This is a genomic window from Deinococcus aquaticus, assembly GCF_028622095.1.
In the GTDB taxonomy this organism is placed as follows: domain Bacteria; phylum Deinococcota; class Deinococci; order Deinococcales; family Deinococcaceae; genus Deinococcus; species Deinococcus aquaticus.
Genome location: NZ_CP115166.1, coordinates 308,449 through 334,520 on the forward strand (window position 1 = coordinate 308,449; position 26,072 = coordinate 334,520).

General features: G+C 68.0%; 23 protein-coding genes. 13 read left to right on the forward strand and 10 right to left on the reverse strand.

The features are described 5' to 3' along the window. Positions 1 to 57 precede the first annotated feature (57 nt). From M8445_RS16230 to M8445_RS16240, 3 genes are read right to left on the reverse strand one after another with little or no spacing between them, the layout of a single operon-like run. Positions 58 to 933, reverse strand: coding sequence for a metal ABC transporter permease (locus M8445_RS16230; RefSeq protein ID WP_099749363.1), 876 nt, complete (start codon positions 931 to 933; stop codon positions 58 to 60). Beyond that, positions 933 to 1,709 carry a metal ABC transporter ATP-binding protein gene (locus tag M8445_RS16235; protein WP_273991023.1) on the reverse strand — a complete coding sequence of 259 codons (777 nt, stop codon included), beginning with the start codon at positions 1,707 to 1,709 and terminating at the stop codon, positions 933 to 935. The genes M8445_RS16230 and M8445_RS16235 overlap by 1 nt, the downstream gene beginning before the upstream one ends. Next, on the reverse strand, positions 1,706 to 2,650 hold the full coding sequence (locus tag M8445_RS16240) for a metal ABC transporter substrate-binding protein (RefSeq protein WP_273991024.1): 945 nt from the start codon (positions 2,648 to 2,650) through the stop codon (positions 1,706 to 1,708). Before M8445_RS16240 ends, M8445_RS16235 begins: the two co-directional genes overlap by 4 nt. A 186-nt stretch (positions 2,651 to 2,836) precedes the next feature. Between M8445_RS16240 and M8445_RS16245 the strand changes: the two genes are divergently transcribed. Genes M8445_RS16245 through M8445_RS16265 form a run of 5 tightly spaced genes read left to right on the forward strand, consistent with a single transcriptional unit; the run spans position 2,837 to position 7,644 of the window. Then, on the forward strand, positions 2,837 to 3,823 hold the full coding sequence (locus tag M8445_RS16245; protein WP_273991025.1) for a sucrase ferredoxin: 987 nt from the start codon (positions 2,837 to 2,839) through the stop codon (positions 3,821 to 3,823). Further along, on the forward strand, positions 3,820 to 4,806 hold the full coding sequence (locus M8445_RS16250) for a FecCD family ABC transporter permease (RefSeq protein ID WP_273991026.1): 987 nt from the start codon (positions 3,820 to 3,822) through the stop codon (positions 4,804 to 4,806). Before M8445_RS16245 ends, M8445_RS16250 begins: the two co-directional genes overlap by 4 nt. A gap of 59 nt (positions 4,807 to 4,865) precedes the next feature. Further along, complete coding sequence (locus tag M8445_RS16255; RefSeq protein ID WP_273991027.1) at positions 4,866 to 5,822, forward strand: ABC transporter substrate-binding protein; 957 nt, start codon at positions 4,866 to 4,868, stop codon at positions 5,820 to 5,822. Continuing rightward, positions 5,819 to 6,835 (forward strand): FecCD family ABC transporter permease, encoded by a 1,017-nt coding sequence (locus tag M8445_RS16260; protein WP_273991028.1) that lies wholly within the window; start codon positions 5,819 to 5,821, stop codon positions 6,833 to 6,835. Before M8445_RS16255 ends, M8445_RS16260 begins: the two co-directional genes overlap by 4 nt. Further along, complete coding sequence (locus tag M8445_RS16265; protein ID WP_273991029.1) at positions 6,832 to 7,644, forward strand: ABC transporter ATP-binding protein; 813 nt, start codon at positions 6,832 to 6,834, stop codon at positions 7,642 to 7,644. Before M8445_RS16260 ends, M8445_RS16265 begins: the two co-directional genes overlap by 4 nt. 89 nt (positions 7,645 to 7,733) lie before the next feature. On the opposite strand, the gene M8445_RS16270 is transcribed toward M8445_RS16265, so the two are convergent. Next, positions 7,734 to 8,696 carry an ABC transporter substrate-binding protein gene (locus M8445_RS16270; RefSeq protein ID WP_273991030.1) on the reverse strand — a complete coding sequence of 321 codons (963 nt, stop codon included), beginning with the start codon at positions 8,694 to 8,696 and terminating at the stop codon, positions 7,734 to 7,736. 194 nt (positions 8,697 to 8,890) lie between these two features. Here M8445_RS16270 and M8445_RS16275 point away from each other — a divergent pair, with 194 nt between their 5' ends. Beyond that, positions 8,891 to 9,307, forward strand: a complete 417-nt coding sequence (locus tag M8445_RS16275) for a PAS domain S-box protein (protein WP_273991031.1) — start codon at positions 8,891 to 8,893, stop codon at positions 9,305 to 9,307. 69 nt (positions 9,308 to 9,376) lie between these two features. Here M8445_RS16275 and M8445_RS16280 read toward each other — a convergent pair whose 3' ends face one another. The 3 genes from M8445_RS16280 to nirB form a co-directional block, all read right to left on the reverse strand. Beyond that, positions 9,377 to 10,210 carry a uroporphyrinogen-III synthase gene (locus M8445_RS16280; protein WP_273991032.1) on the reverse strand — a complete coding sequence of 278 codons (834 nt, stop codon included), beginning with the start codon at positions 10,208 to 10,210 and terminating at the stop codon, positions 9,377 to 9,379. Continuing rightward, the gene (gene nirD / locus M8445_RS16285; RefSeq protein ID WP_273991033.1) at positions 10,189 to 10,566 is read right to left on the reverse strand and encodes a nitrite reductase small subunit NirD; all 378 of its coding nucleotides are present in this window, start codon (positions 10,564 to 10,566) and stop codon (positions 10,189 to 10,191) included. The genes M8445_RS16280 and nirD overlap by 22 nt, the downstream gene beginning before the upstream one ends. 75 nt (positions 10,567 to 10,641) lie before the next feature. Beyond that, a complete protein-coding gene (gene nirB / locus M8445_RS16290) occupies positions 10,642 to 13,197 on the reverse strand; it encodes a nitrite reductase large subunit NirB (protein WP_273991034.1) in 2,556 nt (851 codons plus the stop codon). Between the two features lie 230 nt (positions 13,198 to 13,427). On the opposite strand from nirB, the gene M8445_RS16295 reads away from it, so the two are divergent. Further along, positions 13,428 to 15,572, forward strand: coding sequence for a molybdopterin oxidoreductase family protein (locus M8445_RS16295; protein WP_273991035.1), 2,145 nt, complete (start codon positions 13,428 to 13,430; stop codon positions 15,570 to 15,572). Between the two features lie 169 nt (positions 15,573 to 15,741). Then, entirely contained in the window at positions 15,742 to 16,995 is a 1,254-nt protein-coding gene (locus M8445_RS16300) for an MFS transporter (RefSeq protein ID WP_273991036.1), read from the forward strand. A gap of 111 nt (positions 16,996 to 17,106) precedes the next feature. On the opposite strand, the gene M8445_RS16305 is transcribed toward M8445_RS16300, so the two are convergent. The 3 genes from M8445_RS16305 to M8445_RS16315 form a co-directional block, all read right to left on the reverse strand. Next, positions 17,107 to 19,554, reverse strand: a complete 2,448-nt coding sequence (locus M8445_RS16305; protein WP_273991037.1) for a bifunctional diguanylate cyclase/phosphodiesterase — start codon at positions 19,552 to 19,554, stop codon at positions 17,107 to 17,109. A 106-nt stretch (positions 19,555 to 19,660) separates the two neighbouring features. Continuing rightward, positions 19,661 to 20,869, reverse strand: coding sequence for a S8 family peptidase (locus M8445_RS16310; RefSeq protein ID WP_273991038.1), 1,209 nt, complete (start codon positions 20,867 to 20,869; stop codon positions 19,661 to 19,663). Positions 20,870 to 21,170: 301 nt separating this feature from the next. Next, on the reverse strand, positions 21,171 to 22,271 hold the full coding sequence (locus M8445_RS16315) for a GGDEF domain-containing protein (protein ID WP_273991039.1): 1,101 nt from the start codon (positions 22,269 to 22,271) through the stop codon (positions 21,171 to 21,173). A 136-nt stretch (positions 22,272 to 22,407) separates the two neighbouring features. Between M8445_RS16315 and M8445_RS18350 the strand changes: the two genes are divergently transcribed. From M8445_RS18350 to M8445_RS16335, 5 genes are all read left to right on the forward strand, one after another. After that, positions 22,408 to 22,875: a DUF2946 family protein gene (locus M8445_RS18350; protein WP_380091848.1), complete on the forward strand. Its 468-nt coding sequence runs from the start codon at positions 22,408 to 22,410 to the stop codon at positions 22,873 to 22,875. Positions 22,876 to 23,217: 342 nt separating this feature from the next. Further along, complete coding sequence (locus M8445_RS16320) at positions 23,218 to 23,691, forward strand: DUF1775 domain-containing protein (protein WP_273991040.1); 474 nt, start codon at positions 23,218 to 23,220, stop codon at positions 23,689 to 23,691. A gap of 200 nt (positions 23,692 to 23,891) precedes the next feature. Next, complete coding sequence (locus tag M8445_RS16325; RefSeq protein ID WP_273991041.1) at positions 23,892 to 24,314, forward strand: copper resistance CopC family protein; 423 nt, start codon at positions 23,892 to 23,894, stop codon at positions 24,312 to 24,314. Further along, a complete protein-coding gene (locus M8445_RS16330; RefSeq protein WP_273991042.1) occupies positions 24,311 to 25,168 on the forward strand; it encodes a CopD family protein in 858 nt (285 codons plus the stop codon). The genes M8445_RS16325 and M8445_RS16330 overlap by 4 nt, the downstream gene beginning before the upstream one ends. Positions 25,169 to 25,515: 347 nt before the next feature. Further along, positions 25,516 to 25,995, forward strand: a complete 480-nt coding sequence (locus M8445_RS16335) for a fasciclin domain-containing protein (RefSeq protein WP_273991043.1) — start codon at positions 25,516 to 25,518, stop codon at positions 25,993 to 25,995. The last annotated feature ends 77 nt before the right edge of the window (positions 25,996 to 26,072 follow it).

The following is a 26,072-nucleotide window of genomic DNA, read 5'->3' on the forward strand; positions in this document are numbered from 1 at the left end:
GTTCCTGCTCGCTTCGCTCGGATGGAACGGTCTGCAAACCGTTCCATCGGAATCCTGTCAGCCCTGCAACTCCGCCTCGCGTTCCAGGCGTTGCTGGCGGCGGCGGGCCAGCTGGCCGTGTTTCGGGGCGAACAGGAACGCCAGTCCGAACAGCACGCTCTGCGTGAGGACGATGCACGCGCCGGTCGCGCCGTCCAGGAAGTAACTGACGTACGTGCCGAGCAGGCTGGACAGCACGCCGGTCGCCACGGCCAGCCACATCATGCGGCTGAAGCGGTCCGTGAGCAGGTACGCGGTCGCGCCGGGCGTGATCAGCATGGCGACGACCAGGATCACGCCGACCGTCTGGAGGGCGCTGACGATGGTCAGGGCCAGGATGACCAGCAGCGCGGCGTACAGGAAGCCGGTGTTCAGGCCGATGGAGCGGGCGTGCGTGGCGTCGAACACGTACAGCAGCAGGTCGCGGCGTAGGATCAGGATGGCGCCCAGCGCGACGGCGCCCGCGATGACGGTCTGCCACAGTTCGTCCTGGCTGATGCCCAGCACGTCCCCGAACAGGATGTGTGACAGGTGCACGTCGCTGGACACGCGCGAGATCATCACGAGGCCCAGCGAGAACAGCGCCGTGAACACCACGCCGATCACGGTGTCCTCCTTGACGCGCGAGCGGGACTGGATGAAGCCGATGGCGCTGACGCTGATCAGGCCGAACACGAACGCGCCGATCACGAACGGCAGGTTCAGCAGGTACGCCAGGACCACGCCGGGCAGCACGGCGTGCGACACGGCGTCGCCCATCAGGGACCAGCCCTTGAGGGTGATGAAGCACGACAGGACCGCGCAGACTGCGCCGACCAGCGAGGAGACCAGCAGGGCGCGCAGCATGAAGTCGTACCCGAGGGGGGCCAGCAGTGGGGTGAGCAGGGCGTCCATCAGCGGACCTCCGGGGCGCGCGCGGGAATGCGGGCCGGGTCGTGCAGCGGGGAGCGGCCCCCGAAGGTGAGGGCGAGGTTCTCGGCGGTGAGGATCTGCGCGGTCGGCCCGGCGGTCAGGACGGTGCGGTCGGCGACCAGGGCCACGTCGTCGCAGAAGGTTTCCAGGGTGCCCAGGTCGTGGGTGCTGACCAGGACGCTGCGGCCACTGCCCGCGAGGTCGCGCAGCAGACCCGTGATGGCCTCGCTGGTGCCGACGTCCACGCCGCCGAAGGGCTCGTCGAGCAGCAGCAGGCGGGCGTCCTGCGCCAGCGCGCGGGCCAGGAAGGCGCGTTTGCGCTGCCCGCCCGACAGTTCCCCGATCTGCCGCTCGGCGAAGTCGGCCATGGAGACGCGCGCCAGGGCGGCCTGCACGGCGTCGCGGTCGCTGGCGGACGGGCGGCGCAGCAGGCCCATGCGGCCCTGGCGGCCCATGGTGACCACGTCACGCACGCTGACCGGGAAGTCCCAGTCGACGTCCTCGGCCTGCGGGACGTAGGCGATCACGCCGGCCTTCTGCGCCTGCCGGACGGGCTGCCCGAACACCTGCACCTGCCCGCGCAGCGGCGGCAGGAACCCCATGATCGTCTTGAACAGCGTGCTCTTGCCGGCGCCGTTCATGCCGACCAGGCCGCAGATCCGGCCGGGTTGCAGGGTCAGCGTGGCGCTTCTCAGGGCGAGGCGGCCGCCGCCGTACGCGACGCTCACACCCTGCACGTCCAGCGCAGGGGCGCTCACGGCTGCTCCCCCGTGAGTCCGGCGAGGATGGTGTCGGCGTCCCTGCGTAGCAGGTCGAGGTAGGTGGGGACCTCGTCTGACAGCGAGTCCACGTGCAGGTCCCCGCCGTAGCGGGCGCCGGCCTCGGCGGCGACCTGCCGCATGCCCTTGTCGGGGACGGTGCTCTCGCAGAACACCGCCGGGACGCCCTGGGCGCGCACGCCGTCGATCACGGCGCGGATCTGGCGGGGCGTGCCCTGGCCTTCCTCGGCGTTGACGGGCCACAGGTACAGTTCCTTCAGGCCGTAGTCGCGGGCGAGGTAACTGAAAGCCCCCTCGCAGGTGACGAGCGCACGGCGGTTCGGGGGCAGCTGGCCCAGCTGCGTGGAGAGCTGCTGGTCGACCTCGCGGATCTGCGCGGCGTAGGCGTCGGCGTTGGCGCGGAAGGTGTCGGCCCCGTCCGGGTCGAGGTCGGTCAGGGCCCGGCGGATGTTCTCGACGTAGATCAGGGCGTTTTTCGGGGACATCCAGGCGTGCGGGTTGGGTTTGCCGGCGTAGGCGTCGGCCGAGATGTTCACGGGCGTGATCCCGTCCGTGAGCGTGACGGTGGGCGCCTCGCTGTCCTGCGTGAAACGGGTGAACCAGCGTTCGAGGTTCAGGCCGTTGTTCAGGATCAGGTCGGCGCCCTGCGCGCGGATCAGGTCGCTGGGCGTGGGCTGGTACCCGTGGATTTCCGCGCCGGGTCTGGTGATGGACACGACCTCAATGCGGTCGCCGGCGACGTTGCGGGTCATGTCGGCCAGGATGGTGAAGGTGGTCAGGACGCGGGGGCGGCCTTCGGGGTCAGTCCCGGCATCGGTGGTCCCGGCGCCGGTCTGGGTGGGGGTCTGCTCGGCAGGGCGGCAGGCGGACAGGGTGCCGGCCACGCACAGCAGAGCGGCGGAGAGCAGCAGCATCTTCATATTTTTAGTCTCGCCTAAAAATTGTTTTAGGTCAAGCTGGCTGTCAGTGATGTTCCAGGATAAACTTGACTATTCCGCTCGGTTTAACTAGGGTACGGCGCGTGAACCGCTTCCTGATCCCCCCGACCTCCCCGCTCGCCGCCTCACTACCCGGCGAGACCGGCCGCGCCCTGAACGGCCACTGACGTGACCCGCCTGAACCTGTGCGCGGACGAATCCCGCGCCGCCGGAGAGGACCCCATCGGCACCGCCCCCCACTGGGCCGAGGTGACGGTCCTGGAACTCGACGTCCCCATGTGGGCCCGCCTGCGCGACGTGAACGCCTGGACGCCCGAACAGCAGGCCGTGTTCGCCGCGCTACGCGAGAAGGTGGAGGCGAGCGGCGCCGGATTCGGCCTGCTCATGAGCGCCCCCACCCGGCGCGGCAGCCCCCTGCGCGTACGGCACTACACCCTGGCCGATCCCCTGCACGGCGGCCCGTCAGGCGGGTACGTCCGGCGCGACTACGCCAGCGAGCTGTCTCAGAGCGACTGGGCGCGCGGCCTGCACGACACCCTGATCGACCCGTCCGCCCTGACCGGCGGCGACAGGACCAGCGGCGACTGGACCGAGCTGCCCGCACCGGACGGCCCGGACCTGCACGTCTGCACGCACGGCACCGTGGACGCCGCCTGCGGCCGCTACGGCGTGCCGGTCTATCAGGCGCTGGGCGGCGCGGGTGTGCGCGCGTGGCGGACCGGGCACTTCGGCGGGCACCGCTTCGCCGCGACCGCCGTCGAGTTGCCCTCGGGGCTGCTGTGGGCGCACCTGACCCCGGAACTGGCCGTGCAGGTCGCGCGGCGCGAGGTCACGCCCGCCCAGGTCGCCGGGCACCTGCGCGGCTTCGCGGGCCTGCCTCCGCTGGCGCAACTGCTCGACCGGCACCTGCTTGTCCAGTACGGCTGGGACTGGCTGAACCGCGCCCGCCGCGCGACCGTCGAGACCCACCCGGACGGTGACCACACCGTCACCCTGACCGCCAGCGGCCCGCACGGCCCCGAGACGTACCGCGCCCCGGTCCTACCCGCCGCGTCCCTGCACCTGCGCGGCTCCAGCCACTCCGGGGACGCCGCCCCGGTCCGGCAGTTCACGCTGGGCCCGGTCACGGCCCTCACGCCGGTGGGGAGCGCGTGAAGCTCCGGCCCGCCGCGCTGCTGCCCCTGGCGGCCCTGACGCTGCTGCTGAGTGTCCTGCTGTCGCTGGCACTCGGCGCGAGCGACATTCCCCTGGCCGAGGCCGCCCGGCTGCTGCTGCACCCGGACGACAGCACGGACAGCCTCGTCATCCACACGCTGCGGCTGCCGCGCACGCTGGTCGCCGCGCTGGCCGGGGCGGCGCTGGCCGTGTCGGGCCTGCTGCTGCAGGGCGTGACCCGCAATCCCCTGGCCGACCCCGGCATCCTGGGCGTCGAGGCAGGCGGCGCGCTCGCCATCCTGATCATGGTCGTGTTCCTCCCGGCCGCGCCCGCCGCGCTGTTCGTGCCCGCCGCGTTCCTGGGCGGCGTGCTGGCCGCGCTGGCCGCCTACGTGGCCGCCCGCACGGCCAGCGTGACCCCGCTGCGACTGGCGCTGGCGGGCGTGGCGGTCGCCTCGCTGACCGGGGCCGCCACCCGCGCCGTGCAACTGCTGTTCGAGGAACGCGCCCAGGGCGCCCTGTTCGCGCTGTCCGGCTCGCTGGCCGGGCGCACCTGGGAACAACTGGCCCAGATCGCGCCGTGGCTGGGCGGCGGGCTGCTGCTGTCGCTGCTGGCCGCGCCGCGCGTGAACGTCCTGACCCTCGGTGAGGACGTGGCCCGCAGCCTCGGCGCACGCACGGACCGCGACCGCGTGATCGTCACGGGCCTGGGCGTGCTGCTGGCCGCCGGGTCCGTCAGCGTGTGCGGTCCTGTCGGATTCGTCGGCCTGATCGTCCCGCACGCCGCGCGCGCCCTGAGCGGCCCCGACCACCGCCTGAGCCTGCCGCTCGCGGCGCTGCTGGGCGCCGGGTTCCTGACCCTGGCCGACACCGCCGCCCGCCTGATCGACCGGCCCGCCGAGACCCCGGTCGGCATTCTGGTCGCGGCGGTCGGCGCGCCCGTGTTCGTACTGATCGCCCGCCGCGTGGGCCGCCGCGAATGACACCGGCCCCGCTGTCTCCGCCCCTTCCTTCCTCTACCGTTTCACTGAAAGGACCCACCATGCCCGACCGTTTCTCACGTTCCACCCTGCTGACCGCCCTCCTCCCGGCCCTGCTGAGCGCCCCGATGGCCTCGGCTGCGCCGGTCAGCGTACCCACCGAACGCGGCCCCCTGACCCTGCCCGCCCCCGCCCGGCGGGTCGTGGCGCTGGAGTACTCGTTCGTGGATACCCTGCTGGCCCTGGGGGTCAGGCCGGTCGGCGCGGCGCTCGGCACGCAGGGCGGCGACCGGGGCGCGCCCCCCTACCTGCGCCCGAAGGTGGGCGGCATCACCCACACCGGCAGCCGGGGGCAGCCCAGCCTGGAAGCCATGGCCGCCGCCCGCCCGGACCTGATCCTCGCGGACGCCCTGATCCACAAGGACAGCGCCGCCGGGTTCGCGCGCCTCGCGCCGACCGCCGTGTTCCCCAGCCGCCGCGCCGACCTGGACGAACTGAACAACCAGACCCTCCAGATCGGCCGGCTGGTGGGCCGCGAGGCCGCCGCCCGGCAACTCCTGGCCGACCAGAAGACCCTGATCGCCAAGGCCCGCGCCTTCACGAAAAAGGGAGCGCCGACCTTCGTGGCGGGCGTGGTCACGCCCACGTCGTTCACGGTGCACACGCAGGGCAGTTTCGCCGGCAGTTTCCTGGAAGCGGTGGGCCGCCGCAACGCCGTCCCGGTCCGTGACGGGCAGACGCAGTTCGAGACCAGCCTCGAGGGACTGGTCGCCCTGAACCCGCAGACGCTGGTGCTGTTCACCGCCCCGGACGAGAAGCCCGTCACGGACACCTGGGCGAAAAACCCGCTGTGGCAGAAACTGAGCGCCGTGAAACGCGGCCGGGTGTACACCTTCAACCGGGACGACTGGACCCGTGGGCGCGGCCCGACCGCCCTGAAACTCATGACCGCGCAGGCCATCGAGAGCCGCTTCCTGCAGGACGCCGCGCCCGCACGGGGCTTCCAGTACCAGCCGTGACCGCCCTCTCCGCAGGTGCGCCGCGCTTCACGACCGCCCGCGCCGTCACGGTCGCCGTGATCCTGGCCGTCCTGTGCGCCGTGCTGGGCATCCTGGCGCTGGGGCTGGGCGCGGTCCCGACCCCCGCCCGCTCGGTGCTGGCGGCACTGCTGGGCGGCGGGGACGACCTGACCCGTCAACTGGTGCTGGACCTGCGCGCCCCGCGCGTGGCCGTGGCGCTGCTGTGCGGCGCGATGTTCGCGGCGTCCGGCACGGTCATGCAGGGTGTGATCCGCAACCCGCTGGCCTCGCCGGACCTGATCGGCGTGGGGGCCGGGGCGGGACTGGCCGCGACCGTGTTCCTGCTCGCGTGGCCCGCCGCGCCTCCCGGCGGGCTGCCCTGGGCGGCGCTGGCCGGTGCGTGGGGCGGCTTCGGGCTGGTGCTGCTGCTCGCGCAGGAACGCGGCGGGCGGCTGCACCCGGTGCGGCTGGCGCTGGTGGGCGTGGCCGTGGCCGCCGCGCTGGGGGCCGCGCAGCAACTCGTGCTGGTCCGCGCGCCCGACGGCCTGGGCAGCGCCCTGACCTTCCTGACCGGCACCGTGTACGGCGCCGACAGCCTGCGCGCCGCGCGCCTGCTGCCCTGGGCGCTGGTCCTGCTGCCCGCCGCCTGGGCGCTGCACCGCACGCTGGACATCCTGAACCTCGGCGAGGACCTCGCCACCAGCCTCGGCACGCGCGTCAATCCCTCGCGGCTGCTGGCGCTGGGCGTGGGCGTGGCCCTGGCGGGCGCCGCCGTGACCGGCGCGGGTATCCTGGGCTTCGTGGGCCTGCTCGCCCCGCACGTGGCGCGGCTGCTGGTCGGCGCGCGGCACGCCCGCGCCCTGCCGGTCTCGATGCTGCTGGGCGCGGCGCTGGTCCTGGCGGCCGACACGCTGGGCCGCACGCTGCTGCCCCCCCTGGAAGTCCCGGCCGGACTGCTGACCACCCTGGTCGGCGCCCCGTACTTCCTGTACCTGCTGAGGAAAACCCCATGACCGACCCGCTGCCCACCCACCGCCCCGCCCCGCTCGTCACCCGCGACCTGCGCCTCGGGTACGGCCAGAACGTGATCATTCCGGACCTGAACCTCAGCATCCCGGCCGGGCAGGTCACGTCCATCATCGGCCCGAACGGCTGCGGCAAGAGCACCCTGCTGCGCGCCCTGGCCCGCCTGCTCCCGCCGGGGCGGGGCAGCGTGCTGCTGGACGGGCAGGCGCTACACACCCTGCCGGGCCGCGAGATCGCCCGCCGCCTCGCCATCCTCCCGCAGGGCCCCGTGGCGCCCGAGGGCCTGAGCGTCGAGGAACTCGTGTGGTTCGGCCGTCACCCGCACCAGGGCCGCTTTCCCGTCCGCCGCCCCGGGGACCGCGAGGCCGTCGAATGGGCGCTCGACCAGACCGGCATGCGCGTCTTCGCGGGCCGCGCCCTGGAAGACCTCAGCGGTGGGCAGCGGCAGCGCGCCTGGATCGCCATGAGCCTCGCGCAGCAGACCGACATCCTGCTGCTGGACGAACCCACCACCTACCTCGATCCCGCCCACCAGCTCGAGGTGCTGCACCTCGCGCAGCGCCTGAACCGCGAGCAGGGCAAGACGGTCGTGATGGTCCTGCACGACCTGAACCAGGCCGCCCGCTACAGCGACCACCTGATCGCCCTGAGGGGCGGCGAGATCCACGCGCACGGCCCGGCCAGTGAGGTCCTGACGCACGACATGCTGCGCGACGTGTTCGGCCTGAAAGCGCACCTGCTGACCGACCCGGACACCGGCTGCCCGCACGTCATCCCGTACGCCCTGACCCGCTGATGGATTCCGATTGACCCGGACGAACGCGCGCCCCGAGCTGTGCAGGGGCGCGCGTTCTGTTCGGTCTGTCCGTCAGCCGGGGTGTGCGCTCAGGGTTTCCACTGGCGCTGGAGTTCACGGATCATCAGTTCCTCACCGATGGGGCCGCGCAGGCGGCCGAACAGCTGCTGGTCCAGGACGTACACGCGGCCGCTGCGGCTGGCGTTCAGGCGCTGCGCGAGCGGGTTGGCCTGCCAGTCCCGGCGGGCCTGCGCGGTCGTGTTGCGGCTCGAGGCGATCAGGAAGACCACGTCGGCGTCCAGGCCGGCCAGGGCCTCGCTGCTGACCTTACGGTAACCTTCGCCGAGGCTGGGGTCGGCGCTGCCGGGCAGGACCAGCCGGAAGCCCAGGCTCTGGAAGAAGCCGCCGGTCCAGTCGCGCGGCCCGAGGACCGTGAACACGTCCCGCTGCGGGCCGCCGGCGTTCCAGACGACCAGGGCGCGGGCGCCGCGCAGCGGGGCGGGCACGTCCTGCGCGGCGCGTCGGATCAGGGTCGCGTGGCGGCTCAGGACCGCTCTGGCCTGCGGTTCGCGGTTCAGGGCGCGGCCCAGTGTCACGACGCTTTTCTGCCAGTCGCCGCTGTGAATGCCGTGGAGCAGCAGGGTGGGGGCCAGCCGGGTCAGGGCCGGGTAGTTCGCGGCGGCGTAGTTCTCGCCGACGATCAGGTCGGGTTTCACGGACAGCAGCACTTCCAGGTTGGGGTTGAAGCGGTCCCCGACGTTGATGGGTGCGCCGGTCACGCGGCTGCCCAGGTAGCGGATCTGGCGGATGGGGGAGCCGTAGTCGCGCGTGGCGATCTGGGCGGCCTCGCCGTAGGCGGCGGGCTGCACGCCGAGTGACAGCAGCAGGTCCAGGGCGTGCGGGCCGAGCGCGACGACCCGGCGGGGTTCGGCGCGCAGGGTCGTCTGCCCGGACGTATGCGGAACGGTCACCGGGTAGTGGGCGGCGGCGGCGGTGCCGGTCAGCAGGGGCAGGGCGAGCAGGGGAAGGGTCTGGAGGGATGGAAGACGCACAGAATGATAATAACAAATCATTATCAAGTGACAGTCGATTCAGGCCCGACTCACTGGACCCACCGACCTGCGCGGGAGGACTAGCGAATTTCGTCCATCAGCACGCAGAATGACGGGACCCCGGGGCGTCGTCCCTGCTGCCGTCATCCGGAGAACTGCTCTAGAATGAGACATGTTCTCCACGAGGCCGCCGCATGCCCGACCGTGAAACGCAGCTGTTCGTCGCGATGTTCAGGAAGTCGCCCATCGGCATGGCGCTGGTGTCCCCGCTGGGCCGTTTCATGACCGTGAACGACGCCCTGTGCGCCCTGCTGGGCTACCCACGCGAGAAACTGCTGACCCTGACCTTCCAGGACATCACCCACCCGGATGACCTGGACGCCGACCTGGGCCTGCTGCGGCAACTTCTGGAAGGCGAGATACCGCAGTACGAGATGAGAAAACGCTACTACCACTCTGACGGGCGTGAACTCTGGGCGCAGCTGAACGTCTCCATGATCCTGTCCGACGACGGGTCCCCCTCGTTCTTCGTGTCGCAGATTCAGGGCCTGTCCGCAGCGGGCGCCCCTGCCGGCCCCACACCGGCCAGTTCAACACCGGTCACTGGCTGAGCGGACCGCCGGACAGCAGAGGGGGGAGGGTGGCCACTGCGGCCCCCTCCCCCCCTTCCTCTGGTTCGCTTACCCCGTGCGGCCCAGGCGGGCGGCCAGGATGGCGGGGCCGTGCTCGGCGGCGGTGCGCACCAGGATGCCCATCTTGTGCGGGTTGGCTTCCAGGTCGATGCGCAGGCCCAGGTCGGCGGCCGCCTCGCTGCAGGCCGGGCCGATGGACACCACGACCATGCGGTTCAGTCCGGCGCGGGCTTCTTCCAGCAGGTTCAGTTTCTCGGCGTACTTCAGGAAGTGCAGGATCTGCGTGCCGCTCGACAGCAGCAGGATGTCCGGGCCGCCCAGGATCACGTCCCGCACCGCGCGGGCCAGCGGGCCGGTGTCCTGCGGGAACGCGCAGCGGTACACGGGTATGCTCGTCACGCGGATCCCGGCGTAGCCGAGTTCGCGCAGCATGGCGGTCGGGACGGCCTCGCCGTACTCGAGGATCACGGCGTGCTGCCCGCGTTCCAGCGTGGCGATCAGGTGTTCCTGCACCTCATGCCAGGTGCTGGGTTTGGGCACGATGGTGCTGCTCAGCCCGAAGGTCTTGAGGGCCTGGGCGGGTTTGCTGCCGCGCGACACGAACGGCACGGCGCGCAGGGTTTCCAGGTGCTGCGGGTCGCGGGCCGCGAGTTCTTTCAGGAACATGCGGGTGCCCACGCCGGTCAGGCAGGCGACGGCGTGAATGTCCCCGGCGCTCAGGTCACGCTCGAACTGCGACAGGGGCGCGTTCAGGTCCAGTTTCATCTCGCGCATGCTGGGGGCGACCTGGGGCGCGCCGCCGTACTTGCGGATCAGGGTGTGCATCTCTTCACTGCGGCGGGATTCCAGACTCAGTACGTTCAGGCCAGCGAACCAGTCCATACGTCACCTCCTTCGGTGCGGGTGGCGTACATGGGAACGCGCACGCCGGGCGTATCAAGGCTCTCGCCGGTTTCAAGGTCGAAGGTGTGTTTCAGCAGCGGTGAGGCGACCTTCAGGCGGATCTGACCGTTCCGGGTGTAACTGCCGGTCAGGCCGCGCGACAGGACGCTCGCGCCAGTGAACGGGTCGAGGTTCCCCAGGGCGAACACGCGGCCCGCCACGTGGAACACGGCGACCTGCTGCCCGTCGATCAGGGCGCACACGCCCGTGCCGGGCAGGATGTCGCTGACGGCGCACACACGCGTCCAGGGCAGGGTGGGGGAGACGGCAGTGGGGTGGGCGGGGGTGAGGGTCATCGTCGCTCCTTGAGGGGTAGCAGGCTCGCAGGCAGGGTGCGGGGTGGGGGTCAGGGGTGGGTCATGAGTGTCAGGTCAGTCGTCGCCGCCCGCCATGGGCAGCGGCGTCAGTTCGTGCGGGGAGGCCGGGCGGATCTGCCCGCGCTCGTCCACCCACTGCACGCCGTCATCGCGGGCGTCGCTGTTCACGAAGGTGCGGAAGCGCGCCCGGATCGCCGGGTCGGCCACGGCGGCCGCCCATTCGTCCTGGTACGTGCCGACGTGGCGGGCCATCCCGGCTTCCAGTTCGGCGCAGATGCCCAGGTGGTCGTCGACGATCACGGACTTCAGGTACTCCAGGCCGCCGTCCAGGTTCTCCAGCCACGTGCTGGTGCGCTGCAGGCGGTCGGCGGTGCGCACGTAGAACATCAGGTAGCGGTCGAGCAGCGTGATGACCCCGTCCTCGCTCAGGTCACTGGCGAGCAGCACGGCGTGCCTGGGCGTCACGCCGCCGTTCCCGCCGACGTACACGTTCCAGCCGCGCTCGGTGGCGATGATCCCGAAGTCCTTGCTGCGCGCCTCGGCGCACTCGCGCGTGCAGCCCGAGACGCCACTTTTCAGTTTGTGCGGGCTGCGCAGGCCCCGGTAGCGCAGTTCCAGGCGCACGGCGAGACTGGTGCTGTCCTGCACGCCGTAGCGGCACCAGGTGGATCCGACGCAGCTCTTGACCGTGCGCAGGCTCTTGCCGTACGCATGTCCGCTCTCGAAACCGGCCGCGATCAGGTCCTCCCAGATGGCGGGCAGGTCGTCACGGTGCGCGCCGAGCAGGTCGATGCGCTGCCCGCCCGTGATCTTGCAGTACAGCCCGAAGCGTTTGGCGACCGCGCCGATGGCGATCAGTCCGTCGGCGGTGATCTCGCCGCCCGGCACGCGCGGCATGACCGAGTACGTGCCGTTCTTCTGGATGTTCGCCAGGAACGCGTCGTTCGTGTCCTGCAGCGGCGCGTGCTGAGGCTTCATGATCAGCTCGTTGTGCAGGCTCGCCAGGATGCTGCCCACGGCGGGTTTGCAGATCTCGCAGCCCAGGCCGGTGCCGTGCGCAGCGAGCACCTCGTCCCAGGTCATGTGGCCCTTCACGCGGATCAGGTCGAACAGCTCCTGGCGGGAGTACGCGTAGTGCTCGCACAGGTGGTTGGTGACCGTCTCGCCCAGGCGGCGCAGCTCGGTCTGGAGCAGGCCGTGCATGCCCGGCACGCAGCCGCCGCAGCCGGTGCCGGCCCCGGTGCATTTCTTCAGGCTGGCCACGTCGCGTGCACCGTCCTGCACGGCGGCGCACAGGGCGCTGGCGCGCACGTTCTCGCACGAGCAGATCAGCGCGTCGGCGCTGGTCATGACGGCCCCGCCCGGCAGAGGCGGCACGATCAGCGTCTCGGGCGGCACGGTCAGCGGCGTGCCGGACAGCGTCAGGTCCAGCAGGTCACTGTAGCGGGCGGTATCCCCGACCAGCAGGCCGCCCAGCACGGTCGTCCCGTCGGCCGACAGCACCAGTTTGCTGTACGTGCCGCGCACGTTGTCGCTCAAGGACACCGTGCGGCAGTCCGGCGTGACGCCCCGGGCGTCGCCGAACGAGCCGACCTCCACGCCCAGCAGTTTCAGCTTGGTGCTGAGGTCCGCGCCCCGGAAATGAAGCGCTTCACCGGACAGCACGCCAAGTTCCCGCAGGACGTTCGTGGCCGTCACCTTCGCCATCTGGTAGCCGGGCGCGACCAGACCGTAGATGCGGCCGTCATGCAGCGCGCACTCGCCTGCGGCGTACACGTGCGGGTTGCTGGTGCGGCCCGTGTCGTCGATCCGGATGCCGCCGCGCTCTCCGACCGTCAGACCCGTCTGCCGGGCCAGCTCGTCGCGCGGGCGGATGCCGGCGCTGAACACCACGAGGTCCGTTTCCAGGCGGGTGCCGTCCGTGAAGTTCAGGCCGGTCACGCGGCCCTGCTCGCTGCTGGTGATCGCTTCCGTGGATTTTCCGGTGTGCACGCCGATGCCCATGCCCTCGATGGTGCGGCGCAGTGTGGCCCCGCCCTCGGCGTCCAGCTGGGCGGGCATCAGGTGCGGGGCGAACTCCACGACGTGCGTGTCCAGGCCCAGCTTGCGCAGCGCCCCGGCGGCTTCCAGGCCCAGCAGGCCGCCGCCGATCACCACGCCGGTCCGGGCGCTGCGGGCCGCCTCGCGGATGGCGTTCAGGTCGTCCAGCGTGCGGTACACGAAGCACCCGCTGGCATCCCGGCCCGGCACGGGCGGCACGAACGGCACCGAGCCGGTGGCGAACACCAGCGCGTCGTACGTCAGGGTGCGCCCGGTGACCGTCACCTCGCGCGTCTCCAGGTTCACGTCCGTGGCGCGGCCGTACACCACGTTCACGCCCTGCGCGGCGTAGTCGGCGTCGGTGGCCAGTGACAGGTCGGGTTGCGGATCGTCCAGGTGGCTGCTGAGGTGCACGCGGTCGTACGCGAGGCGGCTTTCCTCGCTGAGGACCGTGATGTTCACTGCCTGTGCGCTGGCCTGGGCGCGCAGTTGCTCGACCAGACGGTGACCGACCATGCCGCTACCGATGATGACGACGTGCGGTGTGCTGGGAGCCTGGGTTGGGGTCATGTGATCCTCCGTGCGGGTCGTGGCTGCGCGTCTTGCGGCGCAGCGGGGGCGACCGCTGCCGCACATTGAGCCGGATTCTGAGCGCTTTGTCAAGTTTTTCTGACAAAACTGCGGATAAAGTTGGTATCCATGCGGTTATCTGTCCGGAAAAACGCAGATTGAGCGTATTTTTTTTGACGATCTGCAAAGTTGGCCTTGACTTTTCTCACCCTGGCCGTCAGGCTCGCCCCATGAACGCGGCCCCCTCCTGCACCGTCCGCACCACCTGCCCCTACTGCGCGGTGCAGTGCAACTTCGACCTGCACCTCGAGCAGGGTCTGCCCGTCCGCATCACGCCCACACGGGAATGCCCGGTCGCGCACGGCACCGTCTGCAAGAAAGGCCTCGCCGCGCTCAGCGACCTGCGCCACCCGGACCGCCTGACCACGCCGCTGCTGCGCCGTGACGGCCAGCTGGTCCCCGTCAGCTGGCCCGAAGCCATGGCCCACGTCCGCGAGGTCCTGACCCCCCTGATCAGCAGCGCCCCGCAGCGCGTCGGCGTGTTCGGCAGCGGCAGCCTCACCAACGAGAAAACGTACCTGCTGGGCAAATTCGCCCGCGTGGCCCTCCAGACCCCCAACATCGATTACAACGGCCGCTACTGCATGGCCTCGGCCAGCGCCGCCCTGAACCGCACCCTGGGCATCGACCGGGGCCTGGGCTTCCCGCTCTCTGACATGACCCGCAGCGACCTGATCCTGCTGGTCGGCGCGAACATCGCCGAGACCCTCCCCCCGGTCATGCAGTACCTCAAGGGCACCCGCGAACGCGGCGGCGCCATCTACGCCATCGACCCGCGCGCCACCACCACCGCCCGCGTCGCCGGACGGCACCTCGCGCCCCGCCCCGGCACGGACGGCATCCTGGCCCTGGGCCTGCTGCACCTCATGAAAACCTGGGGCAGGATCCGCCCCACCGCGCCCGCCCACGGCCTGAGCGACGTCCTCTGGCACGCCGACGCCTACCCGCCGGCCCGCGTGGCCCACGAGTGCGGCATTCCCGAAACGGACCTGATGACCCTCGCCCGCGCCTACGCCGACGCCCGCACGCCACTGATCCTTACCGGACGCGGCCCCGAACAGCACACCCACGGCACCGACACCGTGCAGGCCTGGCTGAACCTCGCCTTCCTGACCGGCCACGTCGGCAAGCAGGGCGGCGGGTTCGGTACCCTGACCGGCCAGGGCAACGGCCAGGGCGGCCGCGAACACGGCCAGAAGAACGACCAGCTGCCCGGCGCACGCAGCCTGCGCGACCCCCGCCACCGCGCGCAGATGGCCGCCCACTGGAACGTCCTGGAATCCCACCTGCCCCAGCCCGGGTACAGCGCCCAGGAACTCCTGAACGCCTGCGGCGAGAGCGGCGAGGGCGGCATCGACGCGCTGATCGTGCTGGGCAGCAACCCGGTCGTCAGCGCCGCCGGAGCCGGACAGGTTACCGAGAAACTACGCGCCCTCAAGCACCTGATCGTCATCGACTTCCTGCCCAGCGAGACCGCGCAGCTCGCCACGCTGGTCCTGCCCGGCAGCATGTGGTGCGAGGAGGAAGGCACCACCACCAACCTCGAAGGCCGCGTGCAGCGCCGCCGCCGCGCCATGACCGCCCCCGGCGCCGCCCGCGAGGACTGGCGGATCCTGTGCGACCTCGCGCACGCCATCGGCCGGCCTCACGGCTTCACGTACCCCACCTTCCGCGACCTGCAGGACGATTTCTTTCTCGCCACCCGCGGCGGCAAGGCCGACTACAGCGGCCTGAGCGCCGAACGCCTCGACCGCTCAAGCGCCCAGTGGCCCGTCCCGCGCGCCGACGGGCCCGACACGCCCCTGGCCTACGCGCCCACCTATCCTACCCCCGACGGACTGGCCACCCTGCACGTGCCGCGCCTGCCCACCCCGGACCTCGCGCCGCGCGCCCTGCACCTGACCACCGGCCGCCTCGGTAACCAGTACCAGAGCGGCACCCAGACCCGCCGCAACCCCGCCCTGAAAGCCGAGAACACCGTGCAGATCCACCCGGACACCGCCCTGGCGTACGGCCTGCGCGCCGGACAGTCCGTCACGCTGCGCACCGCGCACGGACAGGCCACGCTGCCCGTCACCCTGACGCCCGGCATCCGCCCCGACACCCTGTTCATGCCGTTCCACTGGCCCGACACGGCCAACCTGCTGACCGACCCCACCGCCCTGGACCCCCACTCCCGCATGCCGGGTTTCAAGATCACGCCCGTCACGCTGCTGCCCGCGCCCGCCGCCGCCCACACCACCGACGCCAGGGCCGAACCCAGGGAGGAACCCAGCGCCGCGCCGCGCCCGCTGAGGCCCACACCCACCACCTGACCCCCACCGGCCGATCCCCGCCAGTCCCGTCTTCCCGTCACCCGCCGCTCCCGGCCAGGGTGCCGGGCCGGGTTCCTGCGTCCCAATCCGCCCGCTCGCCAGCCCGGTTTCATCCGGTGACCTGTCACCGGTGCGTAAACAAGCCCCCCACACCCGCAGGAGGAACACCATGACGCACGCCCCCAGCGCCCTCACCTCGGCCCCGGCCCTCACCGGGAACGCCCCCCTGACCCCGGACGCCCGCCGCGTCGTGACCCTGGCCACCCTGGGTTTCACGCTGATGTTCGCCGTGTGGCTGATGTTCGCCATCGTCGGCCTGCCCATCCGCAAGGAACTCGGCCTGACCGACGCGCAGTTCACGCTGCTGACCGCCATCCCGGTCCTGACCGGCTCGCTGCTGCGCCTCCCGGCTGGCATCTGGGCTGACCGTTACGGTGGGAAGCGCGTGTTCCTGATCAACACCCTGCTGACCGCCGCGTTCGCTCTGGCGCTCTCGTACACTAACGGGTACAACCTGCTGCTGACCCTCGCGCTCGGCGTCGGCCTCGCCGGGGTCAGCTTCGCCGTCGGGAACGCCTGGATCGCCCAGTGGGTCCCCACCGCCCGCCAGGGCCTTGCGCTCGGCACGTTCGGCGCCGGGAACGCCGGGGCCAGCCTCACCAAACTGCTGGCCCCCGCCCTGCTGGCCGTCGTGCCCGCCGGACTGCTGATCCCCGGCGGGTGGCACTTCGTGCCGTTCGTGTTCGCGCTGCTGCTCCTCGCCTGCGCCGCCTTCACCTACCGTCTCGCGCCCGCCGACCACGCCCAGCCCAACGGCCGCACCCTGGCCGACTGGGTCCGCCCCCTGGTCAAGGTGCAGGTCTGGCGCTTCGGGCTGTACTACGTGGTCTTCTTCGGCGCGTACGTCGCCCTGAGCCTCTTCCTGCCCAAGTACTACGTGGATCACTACGACATTCCGCTGGCGCAGGCGGGCCTGCTGACCGCGCTGTTCATCTTCCCGGCCAGCCTGCTGCGCCCCGTCGGCGGGTTCCTCAGTGACCGCTTCGGCCCGCGCGCCGTGACCGTCACCTCGTTCGCCGTGATGCTGCTGGCCCTGATCCCCCTGACCCGCGAACTGCCCCTCACGCCCTTCATGCTCCTGACCACCGTCGTCGGCCTCGGCATGGGCGTCGGCAAGGCCAGCACCTACACCCTGGTCGCCCAGTGGTACCCCGGCCAGATGGGCACCGTCGGCGGCCTCGTCGGCCTGCTCGGCGGTCTGGGCGGCTTCATCCTGCCCCTGCTGTTCACCGCCCTGAAAGCCAGCCTCGGCCCGCAGGCGGCCTTCATCATTCTGCTGACCGTCGCCGCTGCCAGCACCGCCGTCTTCGTGGGGAGCATGCTGCGCCTGAAAGCAACCGGACAGCAGCCCACCTTCGCCTGAACCCCAACCACACCTGAATCACACAGACCAGCACAGAGCAGGGGGGCAGGGCCGCACCGGATCAAACGATCCGCGCGGCCCCGCCCCCCCAACCCATGAAAGCCCGCTCTCCTAGCGGACCCCCGGAACGTTCAGCGGACGCCACTGCGCCGAGGGACGCGCAAAGTAATACCCCTGCATGATCCGTACGCCCAGGTTCTCCAGTAACTCCACCTGCCCCAGAGATTCCACGCCCTCTGCCACCAGTTCCAGCCCCATGTCACGGCTCAGGCCCACCACGGCCCGCACGATCGCCGCGTCATGCCCGTCCGGTTTCTCCTCCAGCGCCGACACGAAACTCCGGTCGATCTTCAGGCCACTCAACGGAAAGCGCGCCAGGTACCCCAGGCTGCTGTACCCCGTCCCGAAATCATCCAGCACCACCCGCACGCCGTCCTCCTGGAACGCCGCCAGCAGCCGCGCCGCCCGCTCCGGCGACTGCATCATCAAACTCTCTGTGATCTCCAGTTCCAGGCAGGCCGGCGGCAACCCGCTGTCCCGCAGCGCCCCCAGCACCACACTCCGCAGGTCCCGACTGGCAAACTGACGCGCCGACAGGTTCACAGCCACCCGCACGCCCCCCCACAGAGCCGCGGCCCGGCACGCCTCCCGCAGCACCCACGCGCCCACCTCCACGATCGCGTCACTGCGTTCCAGAATCGGCATGAACGTTCCCGGCATCTGCAACCCATGCTCTGGACTGTTCCAGCGCAGCAGTGCCTCCGCGCACACCACCCGCCGACCCGACACGTCCACCAGCGGCTGAAAATGCAACTCGAACTCCCCGCGCTGCAGCGCCCGCGACAGCGGCCCCTCCAACCCCGCATGCAGGTGCAGACTCGCGTCGAAGAACACCACCGACTCCCCCTGCGTCTTCGCGTCACTGAGCGCCAGCTCGGACGCCTGCCGCAACGACTCCGCATCCTGACCGTCCCCCGGCCAGTACGCCGCCCCGGCACTCCACGACACCCGCACCCGCTCCTCACCCAGCACAACGGGTTCCGACAACGCCGCCAGCACCGCCGACAGCCGCTCCGGCAGCGAGTCACCCAGCAGAATCAACGCGAACTCATCACCACCCACCCGCGCCACCATCTCATCCGACCCCACCAGACCCGCCGCCCGCACGCCCATCACGCGCAGCAACTCATCCGCCGCGTCATGCCCGTACGTGTCATTCACCAGCTGAAAGCGGTTCAGATCCAACGACACCAGCAGGAACTTCCCCCCCGACCGTGATACCCGCTGCGCCAGTTGCGCGTGCAGTAACACCCGGTTCGGCAGGTCCGTCAGGTGATCGTACAGACGCCCCCGCTCCAGCTCCTGCAACTGATGCTGAATCGTTTCCTCCGCCTGCGCCCGCAACTCCTGCTCGTACTCCACCCGCCGCCGCGCACTCTCCAACTCCGCCTGCGCCGTTAACTCCTGCAACTGCCGGTCACGCGCCGCCTCATGCAACTCCGCCTGCACCGCCATCAACCGCCGCAGGTACCCCACCGCCGCCACCGGCTCAGACCCCTCCGAAGCATCCGCCAGCAACTGAAGCGCCTCCACCTGAACCTGCTTCCGGTTATCAGACTCAGCGAGAGAAAGAGCCTGCAGAGCATAGTCAACCCCTGTTTCTATTTGGCCTACTTTTATGTAAACCGTAGCAAATGTAACAAGATTTTCGATTGAGATATTTTCATCACCATTAAAAACTATTATTTCATGCGCTTCCCTCAAAGAAACTGCTGCCTGATGATATTTTTTGATCTTGCTGAAAGCTAGTGCGCGATTGAGCTTTAATGTTCCAAGCAATTCGGGATAATCGGAATTTTCCAGTTCTAACATCGCTTTTTCTGACATAGTAATTGCTTCGCGTATGTTACCAGTTTTCGTGAGGAGGTTTATAATATTATTGTAAAATATCCCATTATATAACTTGTTGCTACTATTTTTTGATATATCTAAACCTTTCCTGTATTCTAGCTCGGCTTCATTTTTCCTATCTTGAGTTTCAAGGATATAACCAATATTATTAATTATTGATAATTCAAGGTTTATAGAATTCGAAGACCTGTCTGATAGCAATAGGTTTTTTTGTGCATCATGAAGGTAATTTAGAGCCTCTAAGAAATGACCCGAAGATATATTTACTATGGCTATATTTGAGTAGATTCCTGCCGCGCCCGTTAGATCTGAAAGATGGATTCTGATCTGAGCTGCTTGTTCTAAATATTGAATAGCCTGACCGCTTTGGAGTTTTGAAAAGCACACTTGGGCAAGCTGAACGAGTATATCGCTTTGGACCTGCTCATTTCCTTTGGATGCGTAATTATCATAGGCTATTCTAAAATATCTTAATGAATCATCTAAAGAGCCCAGTAGTTTTGACGCTAATCCTAAAGCGTAATTTGTGTCACTATCAGTAATTTCTGAACCACTGGCATTGCGCTGAATAATGCTATGCGCAAGATCTAAATCGCCCGCTTTGAGGGCGATAATATCGTTTTTGCCTGCTTGAGATGGGTTTGGCATGATCTGGTGAGATGATACGGGTCGAAACCTTGTGAAAATATTACAGAGTAAGTTGGGTGTAGGGTGAGCGTTTTCTGCTCACCCTACACCCAACTGAAGCGGCTGTTCAATTCCCTCCTAGTAGTTTTTGAATATTAATCCGTCCGTATCCCAATTTGTCTTCAAATAGCTCGTTTCCTTCAATATTACTGATGTTATCAGCCGAATTCAATACTAATTTGATAGTTTCCTCGGCTTTCTCTTCACGTCCTAGGCTTAAAGCTAAAGCGGCGGCTACTACTGGGGTACTCATTGACGTTCCGTTAAGAATGGCGACATGATTTCCTGGAAGCACGCTTTGTACATTTTCGCCAGGGGCCATGATGCCCATGCTTTCCCCATATGATGAAAATTTGCTTTTTGAATCTGTTTTACTTACGCTGCCTACGGCAATATTAAATTTACTATCTTTAAATTGCTGAGCAGGGAAATCCAACCCATCCTTATTGGAATTTCCCGCTGCGGCCGCAATAACCACTTTCCTGCTGTTTGCGTAAGCTATAGCTAGAGTTAATGCGTCTGAATTGTTTGCAGTTCCAAGACTTAAGTTGATGACCGTTGCGCCATTATCTGTAGCCCACACTATTGCTGAGGCCACATCTAAAATATCCCCAATTCCATCGCTATTTAATACGCGAATGGGCATTATTTTTGCTTGGGGAGCAATCTGGGTGACTATTCCTGATACGAAGGTTCCATGACCATAAGCGCCTTGCCCTAATGTGCCTTCTTCTTGGGGTACTGTGTCATTTTCGGAAAAATCGAACCATGATACAGGGCTTGTTAGCCTGTTAGCAAAAATAGGATGACTAGTGTCAATGCCTGAGTCAATGACTGCAATAACTTGACCTGCGCCATTATATGAATTCTGCTCCGCGTATTGTAAACCAATCTGGGCCCAACTCTGTACATTATCTGGAAGGCCTTGGCTAAAGCTGTCATTCCAGGCGTACGCTCTACCGCTACTCCAAACATTCTCACTCTTTGCATCTGGTTCAATGCTCACTAAATCTTTGTTCTTCTCAATGCTGTGTTGTTTGCCGCCTTGTACGGTGAGGGGTTGGCGGGTGGGGTTGGCGATGATGGCGAAGGTGTGGGTGCGCAGGGCGATGGTGCCGCCGTACTGCTGTTCGAGGGTGGCGTTGCTGGTGGCGGTGGTGGTGGGGATGGTAATGATGCTGTCGGGGCGGGCCGTCTGGGTGGCTTGTGGGGTGGGTGTGGTGGCGCAGGAGGCGAGGAGCAGGGTGGTGAGGGCCGTGATGAGTGGTTTCTGCATGGGCGTCTCCTGGGAATGGCGTGAGGTTGGGACGGTGCTGCCACTGGTGGGGTGGTTGGGCTGTGGCTGTGGGTGAAGTTTAGCGGGTCGGAGTAGGTTCATCCGCTGTTCATGAGTAGGTCTTTCTGACATTTTTCTTTTTTAAGCGTCGAATGATGTAACTTAATGAGGTACACATAGCGCCGGGTGTTGATTTTTTCACTTTGACCAGTAAAAAGTTCCTAAGGTGCTAACCAATTCGGCCTGGGTCAGGTGACCTGAGTTCCTCCCTTGCCAGGGGCCGGTTGGGGTGGTGGCCGGATCAGGTCGGCCCTGCCAGTTCCAGTCCGGTTTCGTCGGATGAGCGGGTGTGGGCAGCTCTGCCAGGGGAGGTGCACAGGCGCGTGAATTCAATCCGGTTCTTTCCGGCTGTCTTGGCCCGGTACAGCGCGCGGTCGGCGTCTTGCAGGGCGTCCTGCCACGGCTGGCCGGGTTCGACCCACGTGGCGCCCACGCTGAGGGTGATGGGCCGGGGCAGCAGGCCGCTGGCCCGCTGGTGCGTGTGGTCGGTCAGGTGGCGCAGTTCAAGCCGGGCCCGCTCGCACGGAAGATCCAGGACGATCAGGAACTCCTCGCCGCCCCAGCGGGCCGCGAAATCGGCGCGGCGCAGGCCGTCGGCCAGGGCGCGCAGGACCCGGTCACCTTCCGGGTGCCCGAACTGATCGTTCAGGGCCTTGAAGTCGTCCACGTCGGCCAGGGCCAGCAGGTACCCGCGGTCACTGCCGCTCAGGGCGTTCAGGCTGTGCTCCCCGCCCCGGCGGTTGAGCAGGCCGGTCAGGGCGTCCGTGACGGCCAGGGACTGCAGGGTGTCGCGGTCACTGCTGGCCTGCGCGTACCCGATCCGGAACCGGAACAGCGCGGCCATCAGCAGCAGCAGCGTGCCCAGTGCCAGCTGCGTGGCCAGGGTGTTCAGCCAGCGGCCGTCATTGGCCAGGTCGTTCCAGAGCATCAGGCCCGTGTGGCTCAGGTAGACGCTCGTCACGAACGCCGTGGCGGCGCGGCTGCCCAGCGTCAGGAATCCCATGACGGCGCACATCAGCAGCCCGGTCAGCAGCTGCCCCTCGGCTCCCGGGGGAACGTGACCCAGGTACAGCAGGTCGAACGGCAGGCGGCTCATGGCGGTGAGCGTGATGACCACCAGCGCCATCTTTTCCAGGCTGACCACGGTGCGCCGCTGCACGGACACGATGCCCATGGCCACCGCGCAGAACAGGGCGATCAGCGGCTGCGTGACCAGAAAGTAGAGGCGTTCCGGGAAGTCACTGAACAGCGCCTGCGTGGTCAGCAGACCGGTGGTGAGCAGACCGAACGCGCAGGCCCACAGGTAGTAGGTGCGGTGCGTGCGTTCGGTGGAGCTCTCCATACCGGTCAGCGTAAGGGGTACGTCTGCACAGGACTCTCACGGCCTGAACAGTGAAGGCCCCTGAAGGTGTCCGCGTCCGCGCTGGTGGGGCGTGGGGGCAGGACAATCGGCCCGGCGGGCACAGTATCCTCGGGGCATGAGGCGGCGGTCGCTGGGCGGGCACCTTCAGCGGACGCTGCTGACGGTGTTGACGCTGTGCGCGTCCCTGCTGTACCTGACTCGGGTCGAGACGCCGGCCCCGCCGGTCAGCGCGGGTGGCCATCAGGGTCACATGGGCCAGGGTCACGTGGGCGGGCCGGCGGCAGGGACGCCCACAACGCCCGGGCGGCCCGAACAGTCACACGCACCGGGTGGCCACGGGACAGGCGGACATGGGGCGCACTGCCCGTTCTGTTTCACCGGCGGGTTCGCCCTCGAGCCGGGCCTGCCGCTGGGCATCCGCGTGCAGCCACGCGAGGCTCAGGTTCTGATCTGGCGGTCTGCGCCGGCGCGGTGGCGGACGGTGCGCCACGCGGATCCCCGGGCTCCACCGCGTGCCCGTCGCCGGTCACATTTCGCCGCGCCGGCCAGTTCCGGCCGCGCTCCGGGCCGCATTACCGGCTGACACTGGCCGGCACCAATGTTCATGCGTGTGGCGCTGTCCACTCTGATACGGCTTCCGTCTGCTGCATTCACGAACACGCAACGCGCTTTGCTTCTCTGCGCTCTGCTTCGCAGCTCTACGAGTCCGCTCGGATTGCAAGGGTTGTAAAACATTCCAACCGGAATCCGTATGGGTGATGCGTCGCTCAGGCCCCTGCCGTGTGATGGCCGGGCGTGCCTGACCGCCACTGTTCTTTACCCGTCGCTTGTCGCTTTCTCTGCCGTGCCCGGCCTCACCGCGCGTGATCGCGGGGGCCCCGTGTGCCCCGCGGGCGCTGCTGGCACGGCCAATTCTGGAGTCATCATGAACCACACAGTCAAGACCACCCTCGTTCCTTCCTTCTTCGTTTCTCTTGCTGCCGCCCTGCTGATCTCCGTGGCGGGGGCGCACGCTACCGTGCGCACCGAGGGCGGCCTGTCCGAGAGCAAGGTGGGTGTCAGCGAGACGTACCGCCTGAACGTGCCGACCGAGAAGGAGATCGCGACCACTCAGATCCGCCTCGTCGTGCCGGCCGGCGTGGCCGTCAGCCGCTTTCAGGTCACGCCGGGCTTCACCCGCACCGTCACGAGGAACGCGGACGGACTGGTGACCGAGGTGGTCTGGAAAGGCCGAGTAGCCCCCATGGAGTACGCGCGGTTCTTCTTCCAGGCGCGCAACCCGGCACAGGGGGGCGAACTGACCTGGAAGATCTACCAGACGTACAGTGACGGGAGCGTCGTCGCGTGGGATGACGCGGACCCCGCTAAAGGTCCCGCCAGCAAAACCACCGTCAAGTAAGCCCGGGTCCAGGTAAGCCCAGGCCTCCGGTGACCGCTGGGTTCCCGGTGCGCCTGGGAGATGGATCTGGGTGATAGATACGCTGCGTTCCCGGCCGCCTCACCTCCGGCCTTCTTTGCGGTCTTTTTCGCTTTTCTCTCTTTCGCGCGGCCGGGCTCTGTCCTGCTGAGGTCCGGCTGCGCTGCCCTGCGAGGTTGTTCATGACACCCAATTCCCAAGTTTCGTGGCGTGCGGCTCTGATCCTGCTGGCGACCCTGAGTTCGTCGGCACTGGCGCACACCGAGGTCACGTCGGTCACGCCTGCCAGCCGGTCCGTGGTCGCCGCGCCGCGCACCGTGACGCTGACGTTCAGTGAACCGGTCGAACTGCGGTTCTCCACTTTCCGCGTGATGGCCGTTCCCGCCGGGAAGACCCCTTCGGTCGCGGCGGCCCTGGCCCTGGACGCGAAGGCCGACCCGGCCCGACTGGCGAGCCTGCCGCTCACCGGAGGTGCGTCCCTGGCCGCGCGAGTCAGTCTGCCCCTGAAACCCGGCCTGAAAGCCGGGCCGTACGTGATCGCCTGGAAGATCCTCTCGGAGGACGGCCACCCGGTCACCGGGTACAGCACCTTCCGGCTGAAATGACCATCCTGGCCGCCGCGCTGACGTACCTGGGCCTGACGCTGCTGCTGGGCGGCGCGCTGACCCGGCATGTCCTGACGCCCGGCACGCCCCGGCTGCGGGTCCTGACCGCCGGGTTCGCGCTGATGCTGCTCGGCTGGGGCGCGCAGGTGGCCCTGACCTTCAGCGCGCTGGGCATCGGATTGATCGGCGCGGCCGCCCCCGCCGACCTGCTGGCCTTCATGACCGGGACTGGTGTCGGGCGGGCCATGCTGCTGGGCGCGGTGGGGGGCGCGCTGCTCCTGGCGCTGGAACTGTCAGCGCCCGACCTCCGGCGCGTGCCCGGCGCGGGGCCGTGCCTGCTGCTGCCGTGCCTGCTGCTGGCCGCCGCGCTGCTGACCCTGTGGGGCGTGGCGGGTGTCGGTCACGGCGCGGGGCACGGTCCCCTGATCCGCGCGCTGCACCTGCTGCACGGCGCGGCCATGGTCACCTGGGTGGGCGGCGTGCTGGCCCTGACCCTGGTGCGCCCGCTGACGCCCGCGCACGCCGCGCGCTTCACGCCGCTGGCGGCCGGCAGCGTGGGCGTGCTGGCCGTCACGGGCGTCCTGCTGGCCGGGCAGCACCTCGCCACGCCGCAGCAGTGGCTCGGCAGTCCCTACGGTCAGGTGCTGCTGGTCAAGTTGATGCTGGTCGCGCTGGCGCTGGGCGCGGCAGGACTGGTCCGCCGGGCGGTCGCGCGCCGCGCCGCCGTGCGGACCCTGATCGCACGCGAACTGCTGCTGCTCCTGGCGGTGCTGGGCGTCACAGGTGCGCTCACCGGCCAGAGCCCTCCGCATGGTCACGGGGACGCTGCCCGGCACGCGCCTGCCCGCCCCTGACCGGCCCGATGTTGCCGGCGGCCCCTCCCTTCTGGGCGGCGGACGCCGGCCGCTCTCATCTGAGGGCCTTCCCGTGAGAGCGCTTCCTCATCCGGTGGCCCCGCACATGAGTGTTCGGGGGCCCGCTTACATTAGGTCACTCTCATTGTACGGCGGCGTACCGATGCAAATGGGGTCGCGCTTCTAACCTGACTGCGTTGCGGAACAACTTCTTCACCGCACGTCGATGAATCTGGCGCGACGTCCTTGCCTGCGCCTCAGCGTCTACGTTCTGTGCCCATGTCAGGGTACAGCTCCCTCTGTTTTACCCAGTTTGGGGCAGTGTCATCTTTACCCGGAGGTTCACCATGAAAAAGCATCTTCTTCTTTCCGCCCTGGCCCTGAGCAGCGTCGCGTTCGCCGGTGGCGGCAGCATGGTCCCCTCCAGCAATACCATCGCGGGCATCGTGGCCAACGATCCCAACTTCAGCACGCTGCTGGCCGCCGTGCAGGCAGCGGGCCTGACGGAAACCCTGAACGGCACCGGTCCCTTCACGGTCTTCGCGCCCACCAACGCCGCCTTCGCCAAGATCCCCAAGGCCGACCTGGACGCGCTGCTGAACAACCCCGAGCAGCTCAAGGCCGTGCTGCTGTACCACGTGGTGTCCGGTAAGGTCACGGCCGCGCAGGTCATGACCATGAGCAGCGCCACCACCGTGAACGGCGCGGACGTGACCGTCTCGACCAGCGGCGGGAAGGTCATGATCAACGACTCCACCGTCACCAAGGCCAACGTGATGGCCCGCAACGGCGTGATCCACGTGATCGACACCGTCCTGATGCCCTGATCCAGACTCCGATTGAACCACCGTTCCCCACCGAGGCGCACCTGGAGGCTCACTCCGGCGTGCGCCTCGGTTCACTG